The 12,439-nt window shown below is 43.8% G+C and carries 22 protein-coding genes; 21 read left to right on the plus strand and 1 reads right to left on the minus strand.

Going from position 1 to position 12,439, the window contains the following annotated elements; all coding sequences use genetic code 11:
- The 4 genes from BMX14_RS15530 to BMX14_RS15545 all read left to right on the plus strand — a co-directional run.
- Positions 1-483, plus strand: a 483-nt coding sequence (locus BMX14_RS15530; protein WP_244986546.1) for an EF-Tu C-terminal domain-related protein, incomplete at its 5' end; no start/stop codon positions are given.
- A gap of 209 nt (positions 484-692) precedes the next feature.
- The gene (locus tag BMX14_RS15535; protein WP_177173188.1) at positions 693-1,634 is read left to right on the plus strand and encodes an HlyD family secretion protein; all 942 of its coding nucleotides are present in this window, start codon (positions 693-695) and stop codon (positions 1,632-1,634) included.
- Entirely contained in the window at positions 1,631-2,518 is an 888-nt protein-coding gene (locus BMX14_RS15540; protein WP_092678358.1) for an ABC transporter ATP-binding protein, read from the plus strand. The genes BMX14_RS15535 and BMX14_RS15540 overlap by 4 nt, the downstream gene beginning before the upstream one ends.
- Positions 2,519-2,532: 14 nt before the next feature.
- On the plus strand, positions 2,533-3,666 hold the full coding sequence (locus BMX14_RS15545; RefSeq protein WP_177173189.1) for an ABC transporter permease: 1,134 nt from the start codon (positions 2,533-2,535) through the stop codon (positions 3,664-3,666).
- On the opposite strand, the gene BMX14_RS17210 is transcribed toward BMX14_RS15545, so the two are convergent.
- A complete protein-coding gene (locus tag BMX14_RS17210) occupies positions 3,653-4,702 on the minus strand; it encodes a prepilin peptidase (RefSeq protein WP_092678360.1) in 1,050 nt (349 codons plus the stop codon). The genes BMX14_RS15545 and BMX14_RS17210 overlap by 14 nt on opposite strands.
- Before the next feature lie 62 nt (positions 4,703-4,764).
- Between BMX14_RS17210 and rpsJ the strand changes: the two genes are divergently transcribed.
- The 17 genes from rpsJ (at position 4,765) to rplF (ending at position 12,431) form a co-directional block, all read left to right on the plus strand.
- Positions 4,765-5,076 carry a 30S ribosomal protein S10 gene (gene rpsJ / locus BMX14_RS15555; protein ID WP_001181005.1) on the plus strand — a complete coding sequence of 104 codons (312 nt, stop codon included), beginning with the start codon at positions 4,765-4,767 and terminating at the stop codon, positions 5,074-5,076.
- Positions 5,077-5,108: 32 nt separating this feature from the next.
- Complete coding sequence (gene rplC, locus BMX14_RS15560) at positions 5,109-5,735, plus strand: 50S ribosomal protein L3 (RefSeq protein WP_048912859.1); 627 nt, start codon at positions 5,109-5,111, stop codon at positions 5,733-5,735.
- Positions 5,736-5,745: 10 nt separating this feature from the next.
- On the plus strand, positions 5,746-6,351 hold the full coding sequence (gene rplD, locus BMX14_RS15565; RefSeq protein WP_048912858.1) for a 50S ribosomal protein L4: 606 nt from the start codon (positions 5,746-5,748) through the stop codon (positions 6,349-6,351).
- Entirely contained in the window at positions 6,348-6,650 is a 303-nt protein-coding gene (gene rplW, locus BMX14_RS15570; RefSeq protein ID WP_092678362.1) for a 50S ribosomal protein L23, read from the plus strand. Before rplD ends, rplW begins: the two co-directional genes overlap by 4 nt.
- Positions 6,651-6,667: 17 nt before the next feature.
- Positions 6,668-7,492 carry a 50S ribosomal protein L2 gene (rplB, locus tag BMX14_RS15575; protein ID WP_048912856.1) on the plus strand — a complete coding sequence of 275 codons (825 nt, stop codon included), beginning with the start codon at positions 6,668-6,670 and terminating at the stop codon, positions 7,490-7,492.
- A gap of 16 nt (positions 7,493-7,508) precedes the next feature.
- Positions 7,509-7,787: a 30S ribosomal protein S19 gene (gene rpsS, locus BMX14_RS15580; protein WP_004929772.1), complete on the plus strand. Its 279-nt coding sequence runs from the start codon at positions 7,509-7,511 to the stop codon at positions 7,785-7,787.
- Between the two features lie 14 nt (positions 7,788-7,801).
- A complete protein-coding gene (gene rplV / locus BMX14_RS15585; protein ID WP_000447532.1) occupies positions 7,802-8,134 on the plus strand; it encodes a 50S ribosomal protein L22 in 333 nt (110 codons plus the stop codon).
- A 17-nt stretch (positions 8,135-8,151) separates the two neighbouring features.
- Positions 8,152-8,853 (plus strand): 30S ribosomal protein S3, encoded by a 702-nt coding sequence (rpsC, locus tag BMX14_RS15590; protein WP_048912855.1) that lies wholly within the window; start codon positions 8,152-8,154, stop codon positions 8,851-8,853.
- Positions 8,854-8,864: 11 nt separating this feature from the next.
- Positions 8,865-9,275 carry a 50S ribosomal protein L16 gene (rplP, locus tag BMX14_RS15595; protein WP_014542598.1) on the plus strand — a complete coding sequence of 137 codons (411 nt, stop codon included), beginning with the start codon at positions 8,865-8,867 and terminating at the stop codon, positions 9,273-9,275.
- Positions 9,275-9,466 (plus strand): 50S ribosomal protein L29, encoded by a 192-nt coding sequence (rpmC, locus tag BMX14_RS15600; protein WP_048912854.1) that lies wholly within the window; start codon positions 9,275-9,277, stop codon positions 9,464-9,466. Before rplP ends, rpmC begins: the two co-directional genes overlap by 1 nt.
- The gene (rpsQ, locus tag BMX14_RS15605) at positions 9,466-9,720 is read left to right on the plus strand and encodes a 30S ribosomal protein S17 (protein ID WP_013510766.1); all 255 of its coding nucleotides are present in this window, start codon (positions 9,466-9,468) and stop codon (positions 9,718-9,720) included. The genes rpmC and rpsQ overlap by 1 nt, the downstream gene beginning before the upstream one ends.
- Positions 9,721-9,889: 169 nt before the next feature.
- A complete protein-coding gene (gene rplN, locus BMX14_RS15610; protein ID WP_048912853.1) occupies positions 9,890-10,261 on the plus strand; it encodes a 50S ribosomal protein L14 in 372 nt (123 codons plus the stop codon).
- Positions 10,262-10,271: 10 nt separating this feature from the next.
- Positions 10,272-10,586, plus strand: coding sequence for a 50S ribosomal protein L24 (rplX, locus tag BMX14_RS15615; RefSeq protein ID WP_048912852.1), 315 nt, complete (start codon positions 10,272-10,274; stop codon positions 10,584-10,586).
- A 14-nt stretch (positions 10,587-10,600) separates the two neighbouring features.
- Positions 10,601-11,140 (plus strand): 50S ribosomal protein L5, encoded by a 540-nt coding sequence (gene rplE / locus BMX14_RS15620; protein ID WP_048912851.1) that lies wholly within the window; start codon positions 10,601-10,603, stop codon positions 11,138-11,140.
- Between the two features lie 13 nt (positions 11,141-11,153).
- Positions 11,154-11,459 carry a 30S ribosomal protein S14 gene (gene rpsN, locus BMX14_RS15625; protein WP_092678364.1) on the plus strand — a complete coding sequence of 102 codons (306 nt, stop codon included), beginning with the start codon at positions 11,154-11,156 and terminating at the stop codon, positions 11,457-11,459.
- Positions 11,460-11,492: 33 nt separating this feature from the next.
- Complete coding sequence (gene rpsH, locus BMX14_RS15630) at positions 11,493-11,885, plus strand: 30S ribosomal protein S8 (protein WP_048912849.1); 393 nt, start codon at positions 11,493-11,495, stop codon at positions 11,883-11,885.
- 12 nt (positions 11,886-11,897) lie between these two features.
- The gene (gene rplF / locus BMX14_RS15635; protein ID WP_048912848.1) at positions 11,898-12,431 is read left to right on the plus strand and encodes a 50S ribosomal protein L6; all 534 of its coding nucleotides are present in this window, start codon (positions 11,898-11,900) and stop codon (positions 12,429-12,431) included.
- The last annotated feature ends 8 nt before the right edge of the window (positions 12,432-12,439 follow it).

Consider the following 12,439-nt stretch of genomic DNA (forward strand, 5'->3'; position numbering starts at 1 on the left):
GGGATCGTTAAAGTGGGTGAAGAAGTTGAAATCGTTGGTATCAAAGATACTGCGAAATCTACTTGTACCGGTGTTGAAATGTTCCGTAAGCTTCTTGACCAAGGTCAAGCAGGTGAGAACGTTGGTGTTCTTCTGCGTGGTATCAAGCGTGAAGAGATCGAACGTGGTCAAGTTCTTGCAAAACCAGGTTCAATCAAGCCACACACCCAGTTCGAATCAGAAGTTTATATTCTGTCTAAAGACGAAGGCGGCCGTCATACTCCGTTCTTCAAAGGCTACCGTCCACAGTTCTACTTCCGTACAACTGACGTGACTGGAACCATCGAACTGCCAGAAGGCGTTGAAATGGTAATGCCAGGCGACAACATCAAAATGGTTGTTACCTTAATCCACCCAATCGCAATGGATGACGGCTTACGTTTCGCAATCCGTGAAGGTGGCCGTACTGTAGGTGCGGGCGTTGTTGCTAAAGTTATCGCTTAATTGAGAAAACTTTACTAGAAAAGGGCGCTTAGGCGCTCTTTTTTTTGTCAAAAAATTACCTTTACTATAAATAATTCATTAATTCTAACAGTAGGATTGGGTAGTGAATTTATAATACTCTGCCATTTTCATTAAGAAAATATTGTTTGTTTTATTTTATATGAGGAATATAATTTTGATTACTTTCTGGGATGGATAATTGGAATTTCATGAATTTACAGCCACCAATATATACAATACTATATATATTCCTGGTCACGGGTTGTGATAACTATAAAAGTAGAACTATAGGCTATATTGAGGATGAGTATATATATATATCAACAGAAATCGCTACAGAAATTAAGAGTATAGACATTAATAAGGGGGATAAAGTATCAGCTGGGGATATATTATTTAATATCGATAGCTATACACTCGAAAAAAACGATGAGAAGCTAGAGAAGAATAAAAAGTATGAAGAGGCGATACTTAAAAATATGGAGAAGGGTATAAGGAAAAGTGAAATTGATTTGATTAATATCGATATTGAAATAGTAGAGAGTGAAATAATTAAAGCAAAGTCTACTTTAGAAAGAAAAAGAAAATTACAAGAAAAAGGTTTTATTTCTAAAGAAGATATTGAGAGTTATGAACTAAATTTATTAAGAAAAAGAAATGAGCTAGAAAAAATAAAAGCAGAATTAAATAATAAAATGCTTCCAGCAAGAATTGATGAGCTAATAGCTCAAAAGATAAAAATTGAAAAGCTAGATATAGATATTGATAATAATAAATATGAAATATCTAGGACGGCGATAAAAAGTCCTACAGCAGGAGTCATACACGATATTTTAAGAAAGGGAGGGGAATTCGTTACGCCTGGTAATCCGGTACTAATCATGGTACCTGATGGAAGCAAAAAAATTAAATTTTATATTAATAGGAAGCAATTATATAAAATAAAATATAGTGATTCAATTCTGGTCAGAGTACATGATCTTCATAAGGAGTATGTTGCAGTCATTAATTACATCTCCCCCAAGCCAGAATATACCCCTCCGATGTTGTATGACGATAAGAATGATACATTTGTTTATTTGATAGAAGCTAAATTTAAAGACCAAAATGTAACCCTTCCAGCAGGTATACCAGTAGAGATTGAGTTATGATGGAAGAATGTATTATTCTTAATAATATTCATAAGTCATTTAATAATGTTAAGGTTATTAACGATGTAACCCTAAATATTCGTCAAGGACAAATTGTAGGTTTCATTGGACCGAACGGCAGCGGTAAGTCGACAATGATAAATATTATATGTGGCATGATCCCCAGCGATAGCGGCCAAGGATATTGCATGGGATATAATATCTCTACGGAACAATCTTATATTAAAAGGAATGTAGGTTACATGACTCAATACTTCACATTATGGGAGTCTTTGACAGTATTTGAAAATCTTGTATTCGTGGGAAAAATGCGGAATGTAAAAAAAGTAGAGGTAGAATCTGAAAAACTGATCGTCAAATTGGGTTTAGAACGATTCAGAAACACGCTAGCAAAAAATCTATCTGGAGGATGGAAACAAAAATTATCGCTAGCCTGTGCGATTATCCATCGTCCTAAAATACTCTTTTTAGATGAACCTACAGCAAGCATAGATCCATTGTCACGTAAGGAATTTTGGACATTAATATTTGATCTCTCAGCTGAGGGTATCACAGTTTTGATCGTGACTCATGCAATCGATGAAATTGAAAAGTGTAATAACTTAGTTTATTTAAAGAACGGAGTATTACATTTCACAGGTACTTTAGATGAACTTTTTACCTCACAAAACCTATCAACTTTCCTGATTGAAGGGGAGGGAATAGAATATTTTATAGATGAGGTGTCTTGTAATAAAGATGTTCAGATCATTCCTAGAGTAAAATCCATATCTGTAACAGGCCATTTGCATTTTGAGATGTTGAAAAAAAAGTACCCGAATCTTACGTTTAGTCCAATACCAACCCCGTTAGACGCTTTACTCTACAGTTTATCGGGGAACTAAGGTATAGCATGTTCATGACCACACTAATTGTAATACTTGCTTTGATACAAAAAGAAATTAAAGAAATAATCAGAGATAGAGTCATCATTCTAATGATACTAGCCATGCCTATTATAAATTTAGTTGTAATGGGTTATTCAGTGAATTTGGATGCTAAGAATGTCACCACGATAGTAATAGACAACGATAGTTCTTTATTTTCTCGGAATCTGATCTATGCAATGAAGAATAGCGGATACTTTAACATTGAGGTTACGCATGATGAAACGTTAGCAAGAAACAGATTTACCTCGGGTTCAGTAAAAATACTTGTACATATTCCCAATGATTATTCTAGAGGTATTATAAGTAATAGTAACATTGACCTCCTTATAGAAACCGACGCCACCGATCCAAGCAGTACAGCAAATGCCCTCCAAACTTTACAATATCTTGTCGAGAATCCTCAAAGTCGAGAGATCTATAATTTTTCATCAATAACGAGCGAATTATCAGGTAAAACAAACGTAGTTTACCGAAAATGGTTTAATCCCAAGGGAGATTCCCAAATTAACATCGTACCAGGATTAATGGGTATGATTTTATCCATAATGCCAATGCTAATGGTCTCTCTATCGATCATTAGGGAGAGGGAAAGGGGTACTCTACAGCATATTAAGAGTTCAGGAGTAGGTCCTTTTATTTACTTAAGCGGCAAGTCAACCCCCTACGTAATAATAGGATTGCTGCAATTGATTTTGATGCTTGTCATCAGTGTCGCGATTCTAAATGTCCCGATGAAAGGCTCGTATAGCCAACTGCTAGGTATTTCATCGCTATTTATCGTATTAAGTGTCGCTATCGGAGTGAGTTTCACGACCCTTATTGCTAATCAGCTGCAAGCAATGCAGTTACTCTCATTTTATTTTCTTTTTTCAAGTATGCTGTCTGGATTTCTCTCACCCTTTGAGGCTATGCCACAATGGTCGCAGTGGTTGGGCAACCTTATTCCTCTCACACATTTTATGCGTTTAATTAGGGGCATAATGGTTAAGGGTAATAGCATTACTTTGATGAGCAACGACTTACTACATCTGGCAGCAGTGTTCCTCGCCATAATAGTTATTGGCTACTTTCTAATTACTAACCGTTGGGCTAAAGGTAAATAGCGATTGGAAGGCTATTGAAAATATCCTGATAAAAAACATAAGCGCAATATATTCCCGACAAGGATAAAAAAGTTCCAAAAGGTACGATAACTGTGTGTAAGGAGCTTAGGTTACGATACTGCAAGAGACAGAAGGGTAGAGCGATTATAGAAGCAAAAAGAATAAGCAAAGAGAGTTGGTAGATGTCGAACCAGCAAGCTAACCCCGTAATCAATTTTACATCTCCGGACCCTAGACCCACTTTGTGTCTGAGTTTGAAGTATATGCCTTGAATTAGCCACATCGCCCCATAACAGCAGGTACACCTCACGATTAAATCAATGGGTTCTACGCCAAGGAGAAAGATTGATGAGATGGACCCCATCACCATCAATATAAAAGTGAGAAGGTTAGGGAGACGAAAGTAAAACCAATCGATACAAGCGAGCAGCAATAATAGTGAGTTAAAGATGCCCAATAGGATGAGGGGCGAAGGTAATTGGTCTTGCAGAAATTGTATAGCAAGATGAACACCTAATGAAAAACCCAAACATTGTTTTATCCAGCTTTGATAAGGCGATAGCTTTTTTGAAAGAGACGATTGACCATCATTACGTAAATTTATCGCCATGATACACCATTCGTGAGCGTTCTTTGAAGGATGAAAGGTGAGTAATGCACGTCTCATTGCGTTAAGAAGAAGGAATGCAAACGCAAGTAGGTTGATCATAAGCATACATACTACCTTCGATAATTGGCGCCATAGGGGATGAATATAATGAGAAGGTCTGGCGTGGCATGACATAACAACAGCGATATCTTGAGGATTGGCTCCCAATAAAAAAAGAGATGTAATAAAAGAAGCAATCTCAGTAATGCGTTGGTTCACAATGTACAAAAAGCAGACAAGGGTTGCATTGGATAAATTTATAAGTATAATGCGCTGGCTTGCTCGTAATAGGAGCGCGATTCGAGCAGAATCGCAGAGTAGCGATTTGCTACCTCTAATAATACTCCCGATTGGGGAGTTATATGCTGAACGATTACACTCTCCCATCAATCGTAATGGGCACGAGGAGTAATCATTTTCGTTTATAAAATGTTTGGAGCTCTGGTCTCATGCAGAACCAAAGAATCCGTATTCGTCTTAAAGCGTTTGATCATCGTCTGATCGATCAATCAACCGCGGAAATCGTCGAAACTGCTAAGCGCACTGGTGCGCAAGTACGTGGTCCGATCCCGCTGCCGACTCGTAAAGAGCGCTTTACCGTTCTGATTTCTCCGCACGTTAACAAAGATGCGCGTGATCAGTACGAAATTCGCACTCACAAACGTCTGGTAGACATCGTTGAGCCAACTGAAAAAACCGTTGATGCTCTGATGCGTCTAGACCTGGCTGCAGGTGTTGACGTGCAGATCAGCCTGGGTTAATCAGGACATCGAGCGATTGAGAGGTTGATACAATGATTGGTTTAGTCGGTAAAAAAGTGGGCATGACGCGTATCTTCACTGAAGAAGGCGTTTCAATCCCAGTAACCGTAATCGAAGTTGAAGCAAACCGCGTTACTCAGGTTAAGAGCCTGGAAAACGACGGTTACCAAGCTATTCAGGTCACTACTGGTGCTAAAAAAGCAAACCGTGTAGTTAAACCAGAAGCAGGTCATTTTGCTAAAGCTGGCGTTGAAGCTGGCCGTGGCTTATGGGAATTCCGTGCTGAAAGCGCAGAATACACCGTTGGTCAAAGCATCAGTGTTGAAATTTTCGCTGACGTTAAAAAAGTAGATGTAACTGGCACCTCTAAAGGTAAAGGTTTCGCAGGTACCGTTAAGCGCTGGAACTTCCGTACCCAGGACGCGACTCACGGTAACTCCTTGTCTCACCGCGTTCCGGGTTCTATCGGTCAGAACCAGACTCCGGGCAAAGTGTTCAAAGGCAAGAAAATGGCAGGTCAATTAGGTAATGAGCGTGTAACCGTTCAGAGCTTAGAAGTCGTTCGCGTAGACGCAGAACGCAACCTGCTGCTGGTCAAAGGTGCTGTCCCGGGAGCTACCGGTAGCGACCTGATTGTTAAACCAGCTGTGAAGGCGTAAGGGGATAGCAATGGAATTAGTATTGAAAGACGCGCAGAGCGCGCTGACTGTTTCCGAAACTACCTTCGGTCGTGATTTTAACGAAGCGCTGGTTCACCAGGTTGTTGTTGCTTACGCAGCAGGTGCCCGTCAAGGTACCCGTGCGCAAAAAACTCGTGCCGAAGTCACTGGTTCTGGAAAGAAACCATGGCGTCAAAAAGGTACTGGCCGTGCACGTGCTGGTTCTGCTAAGAGCCCAATCTGGCGTTCTGGTGGAGTAACCTTCGCTGCACGTCCGCAGGACCACAGTCAGAAAGTTAACAAAAAGATGTACCGTGGAGCGCTGAAAAGCATTCTGTCTGAACTGGTACGTCAAGAACGTCTGATCGTTGTCGAGAAGTTCTCTGTTGAAGCACCTAAAACTAAGTTGCTGGCACAGAAACTGAAAGATATGGCATTGGAAGATGTACTGATCATCACTGGTGAACTGGATGAGAATCTGTTCCTAGCAGCACGTAACCTGTACAAGGTTGATGTGCGTGATGCAGCAGGAATCGATCCAGTTAGCTTGATTGCCTTCGACAAAGTCGTAATGACTGCTGATGCAGTTAAGCAAGTTGAGGAGATGCTGGCATGATTCGTGAAGAACGTCTGCTGAAAGTAGTGCGTGCACCGCACGTTTCTGAAAAAGCGTCTGCCGCGATGGAAAAAACAAACACCATCGTACTCAAAGTTGCAAAAGACGCGACCAAAGCAGAAATCGTAGCTGCCGTAGAAAAGCTGTTCGAAGTTGAAGTTAAAGATGTGAACACTTTACTGGTTAAAGGTAAAGTTAAGCGTCACGGACAGCGTGTTGGTCGTCGTAGCGACTGGAAAAAAGCTTACGTGACCCTGAAAGAAGGCCAGAATCTGGACTTCGTCGGCGGCGCAGAGTAAGTCGGAGGAGAGAAACAATGGCAATTGTTAAATGTAAACCGACATCTCCGGGTCGTCGCCACGTAGTTAAAGTGGTGAACCCAGAGCTGCACAAAGGCAAGCCATACGCCCCACTGCTGGAGAAAAACAGCAAGTCTGGTGGTCGTAACAACAACGGACGTATTACTACCCGTCATATCGGTGGTGGTCATAAGCGTGCATATCGTATTGTTGACTTCAAACGCAACAAAGATGGTATCCCGGCTGTTGTTGAACGTCTTGAGTATGATCCGAACCGTTCTGCAAACATTGCACTGGTTCTGTACAAAGACGGTGAGCGTCGTTACATCCTGGCCCCTAAAGGCCTGAAAGCTGGTGATCAGATCCAATCTGGTGTTGATGCAGCAATCAAAGCAGGTAACACCCTGCCTATGCGTAACATCCCAGTAGGTTCTACTGTTCATAACGTAGAAATGAAACCAGGTAAGGGCGGCCAATTGGCTCGTTCAGCTGGTGCTTACGTGCAAATCATTGCTCGTGATGGTTCTTACGTTACCCTGCGTCTTCGTTCTGGTGAAATGCGTAAAGTTGAAGCTGACTGCCGCGCGACATTAGGTGAAGTCGGTAACGCTGAGCATATGCTTCGCGTACTTGGTAAAGCAGGTGCAACTCGCTGGCGTGGTGTTCGTCCTACCGTTCGCGGTACTGCAATGAACCCAGTCGATCACCCGCACGGTGGTGGTGAAGGTCGTAACTTTGGTAAGCACCCGGTAACTCCGTGGGGCGTTCAAACCAAAGGTAAGAAGACCCGTAGCAACAAGCGTACTGATAAGTTCATCGTACGTCGCCGTAGCAAAAAATAATATTAGAGGATAAGCCATGCCACGTTCTCTCAAGAAAGGTCCTTTTATTGACCTGCACTTGCTGAAGAAGGTAGAGAAAGCGGTGGAAAGCGGAGACAAGAAGCCATTGCGCACTTGGTCCCGTCGTTCAACGATCTTTCCTAACATGATCGGTTTGACCATCGCTGTCCATAATGGTCGTCAGCACGTACCTGTATTTGTTTCCGACGAAATGGTCGGTCACAAGTTAGGTGAATTTGCGCCGACTCGTACTTATCGCGGCCACGCGGCTGATAAGAAAGCTAAGAAACGCTAAGGCAGGAGGAAGAGATGGAAACTATCGCTAAACATCGCCACGCTCGTTCTTCTGCGCAGAAGGTTCGTCTGGTAGCGGATCTAGTACGCGGTAAGAAAGTGTCGCAGGCTCTGGACATTCTAACCTACACCAACAAGAAAGCGGCTGTACTGGTTAAGAAAGTCTTAGAATCTGCCATTGCTAACGCTGAACACAACGATGGCGCTGACATTGATGATCTGAAAGTTACGAAAATTTTCGTAGATGAAGGCCCAAGCATGAAGCGTATTATGCCGCGTGCAAAAGGTCGTGCAGATCGTATCCTGAAGCGCACCAGCCACATTACTGTGGTTGTGTCCGATCGCTGAGACTCTGGAGACTAGCAATGGGTCAGAAAGTACATCCTAATGGTATTCGCCTGGGTATTGTTAAACCCTGGAACTCTACTTGGTTCGCCAATACCAAAGAATTCGCTGACAACCTAGACAGCGATTTTAAAGTACGTCAGTTCCTGACTAAAGAACTGGCTAAAGCGTCTGTATCTCGTATCGTTATCGAGCGTCCAGCTAAAAGCATTCGTGTAACTATTCACACTGCTCGCCCTGGTATCGTTATCGGTAAAAAAGGTGAAGACGTAGAAAAACTGCGTACGGTCGTCGCGAAAATCGCTGGCGTTCCTGCTCAGATCAATATCGCCGAAGTCCGTAAACCGGAACTGGACGCTAAATTGGTTGCTGACAGCATCACTTCACAGCTGGAACGTCGTGTTATGTTCCGTCGTGCTATGAAGCGTGCTGTACAGAACGCAATGCGTCTTGGCGCTAAAGGAATTAAAGTTGAAGTTAGTGGCCGTTTAGGCGGAGCTGAGATCGCACGTACCGAATGGTACCGTGAAGGTCGTGTTCCATTGCACACTCTGCGTGCAGACATTGACTACAACACTTCTGAAGCGCACACCACTTATGGTGTAATCGGCGTTAAGGTATGGATCTTCAAAGGTGAGATCCTGGGTGGTATGGCTGCTGTTGAACAATCGGAAAAACCGGCTGCTCAACCTAAAAAGCAGCAGCGTAAAGGCCGTAAGTAAGGAGAGTCGCTATGTTACAACCAAAGCGTACGAAATTCCGTAAAGTGCACAAAGGCCGTAACCGCGGTCTAGCGCAGGGCACGGATATCAGCTTCGGTACTTTCGGTCTGAAAGCTGTTGGCCGTGGTCGTCTGACTGCTCGTCAGATCGAAGCAGCACGTCGTGCTATGACCCGTGCAGTTAAGCGTCAAGGTAAAATTTGGATCCGTGTATTCCCGGACAAACCAATTACTGAAAAGCCGCTTGAAGTGCGTATGGGTAAAGGTAAGGGTAACGTAGAATATTGGGTTGCCCTAATCCAGCCTGGCAAAGTCCTTTATGAAATGGACGGCGTACCAGAAGAGCTGGCCCGTGAGGCATTTAAGCTGGCAGCAGCAAAACTGCCTATCAAAACCACCTTTGTAACTAAGACGGTGATGTAATGAAAGCAACTGAGCTGCGTGAAAAAAGTGTTGAAGAACTGAACACTGAGCTGCTTAACCTCCTGCGTGAACAGTTTAACCTGCGCATGCAGGCAGCATCTGGCCAGCTTCAGCAGACACATCTGCTGAAACAAGCTCGTCGTGATGTTGCACGTGTTAAGACTTTACTGACTCAAAAGGCGGGTGCGTAATGACCGATAAAATTCGTACTTTGCAAGGTCGTGTAGTTAGTGACAAAATGCAAAAATCTGCAGTTGTCGCTATCGAACGTTTCGTGAAGCACCCGATCTACGGTAAATTCATTAAGCGTACGACTAAGCTTCACATCCATGATGAGAACAATGAATGTGGAATTGGTGACGTGGTAGAAATCCGCGAATGCCGTCCACTGTCTAAGACTAAGTCTTGGACGCTTGTTCGTGTTGTGGAAAAAGCGGTTCTGTAATAGAATCCCTTTTCTGTGAAAACAGATAGACGGCTCGCAAGAGCCGTTTATTTTTTCTACCCATCTGCGAGAAGCGGTGTTATAATGCCGCGCCCTCGGTAATGGGGCTTTTAAACGACCTAGTAATTGTAGGTCCCGAAGTAGTAGTTGACATTAGCGGAGCACTAAAATGATCCAAGAACAGACTATGCTAAACGTCGCCGACAACTCCGGTGCACGTAGCGTAATGTGTATCAAGGTTCTGGGTGGCTCGCACCGTCGCTACGCAGGCGTCGGTGATATCATCAAAGTTACCATCAAGGAAGCAATTCCTCGTGGTAAAGTTAAAAAGGGTGATGTCCTGAAGGCGGTAGTGGTGCGCACCAAGAAGGGTGTTCGTCGCCCCGACGGTTCTGTCATTCGCTTCGATGGTAATGCATGCGTTATTTTAAATAATAACAGCGAGCAACCTATCGGAACGCGTATTTTTGGGCCGGTAACTCGTGAACTTCGTACTGAAAAGTTCATGAAAATTATCTCTCTGGCACCAGAAGTACTCTAAGGAGCGAGCCATGGCAGCTAAAATCCGTTGTAACGACGAAGTTATCGTGTTGACCGGTAAAGATAAAGGTAAACGCGGTAAAGTAAAAAATGTATTGTCTTCCAGCAAAGTTATTGTTGAAGGGATCAACCTGGTTAAGAAACATCAGAAGCCTGTACCGGCGATGAATCAACCAGGCGGCATCGTTGAGAAAGAAGCAGCAATCGAGCTTTCCAACCTTGCGATCTTCAATGCGGCTACTGGTAAGGCAGACCGTGTAGGCTTTAGATTCGAAGACGGTAAAAAAGTCCGTTTCTTCAAGTCTAATAGCGAAACTATCAAGTAATTTGGAGTAGTACGATGGCGAAACTGCATGATTACTACAAAGACGAAGTAGTTAAGAAGCTCATGACTGAGTTTAACTACAATTCAGTCATGCAAGTCCCTCGGGTCGAGAAGATTACCCTGAACATGGGTGTTGGTGAAGCGATTGCTGATAAGAAACTGCTGGATAACGCAGCAGCTGATTTAGCATCAATCTCCGGCCAAAAGCCGTTAGTCACCAAAGCACGCAAATCTGTTGCAGGCTTCAAAATCCGTCAGGGCTATCCGATCGGCTGTAAAGTAACCCTGCGTGGCGAACGTATGTGGGAATTCTTTGACCGCCTGATCACTATTGCTGTACCTCGTATTCGTGACTTCCGTGGTTTATCTGCGAAGTCTTTCGATGGACGTGGTAACTACAGCATGGGTGTCCGTGAGCAGATCATCTTCCCAGAAATCGACTACGATAAAGTCGATCGCGTCCGTGGTTTGGATATTACCATCACCACTACTGCGAAATCTGATGATGAAGGCCGTGCTCTGCTGGCAGCCTTTAACTTCCCGTTCCGTAAGTAAGGTAGGGTTACTAATGGCTAAGCAATCAATGAAAGCACGCGAAGTTAAGCGTGTAAAATTAGCAGACAAATTCTTCGCGAAACGCGCTGAACTGAAAGCGATCATCTCTGATGTGAACGCTTCTGACGAAGATCGTTGGAATGCTGTTCTCAAGCTTCAGTCACTGCCGCGTGATTCCAGCCCGTCCCGTCAGCGTAATCGTTGCCGCCAAACTGGCCGTCCACACGGTTATGTAGGTAAGTTCGGGCTGAGCCGTATCAAGTTACGTGAAGCCGCTATGCGCGGTGAAGTACCTGGCTTGAGAAAGGCTAGCTGGTAATTGTCACCAATTGAATCACGGGAGTAGACACTGATGAGCATGCAAGATCCGATCGCGGATATGCTGACCCGTATCCGTAACGGTCAGTCCGCGAACAAAGTTGCGGTCACCATGCCTTCCTCCAAGCTGAAATTGGCAATCGCCAACGTGCTGAAGGAAGAAGGTTATATTGAAGATTTTAAAATTGAAGGCGACATCAAGCCAGAACTCGAAGTGACTTTAAAGTACTTCGAAGGAAAGGCTGTTGTAGAAAGCATTCAGCGAGTAAGCCGCCCAGGCCTGCGCATCTATAAAAGAAAAGATGAGCTGCCAAAAGTTATGGCTGGTTTAGGTATCGCAGTTGTTTCTACATCTAAAGGTGTTATGACTGATCGTGCAGCGCGCCAAGCTGGTCTTGGTGGCGAAATTATCTGCTACGTAGCGTAATCGGAGGGTAAAATGTCTCGTGTTGCTAAAGCACCTGTCGTTGTTCCTGCCGGCGTCGACGTAAAAATCAACGGTCAGGAAGTATCGATTAAAGGTAAAAACGGCGAGCTGTCTCGTACTATCAACAAAGCTGTTGAAGTTAAACATGCAGATAACGCTTTAACTTTCGCACCTCGCGAAGGTTTCGCTGATGCATGGGCGCAAGCAGGTACTGCACGCGCTCTGTTAAACTCAATGGTTATCGGTGTTACCGAAGGCTTCACCAAGAAGCTGCAGTTAGTCGGTGTTGGTTATCGTGCGGCTATTAAAGGTTCTTCAGTGAACCTCTCACTGGGTTTTTCTCACCCGGTTGAGCATAAATTGCCTGCGGGAATCACTGCCGAATGTCCAACTCAAACTGAAATCGTACTGAAAGGTGCTGATAAGCAGGTAATTGGACAGGTTGCAGCGGACTTGCGCGCCTACCGTCGTCCTGAGCCTTACAAAGGCAAGGGTGTCCGTTACGCCGACGAAGTCGTGCGTATCAAAGAGGCTAAGAAGAAGTAAGGTAACAC

The sequence above is a fragment of the Rosenbergiella nectarea genome, from assembly GCF_900111105.1.
GTDB classification, from domain to species: Bacteria; Pseudomonadota; Gammaproteobacteria; order Enterobacterales; family Enterobacteriaceae; genus Rosenbergiella; species Rosenbergiella nectarea.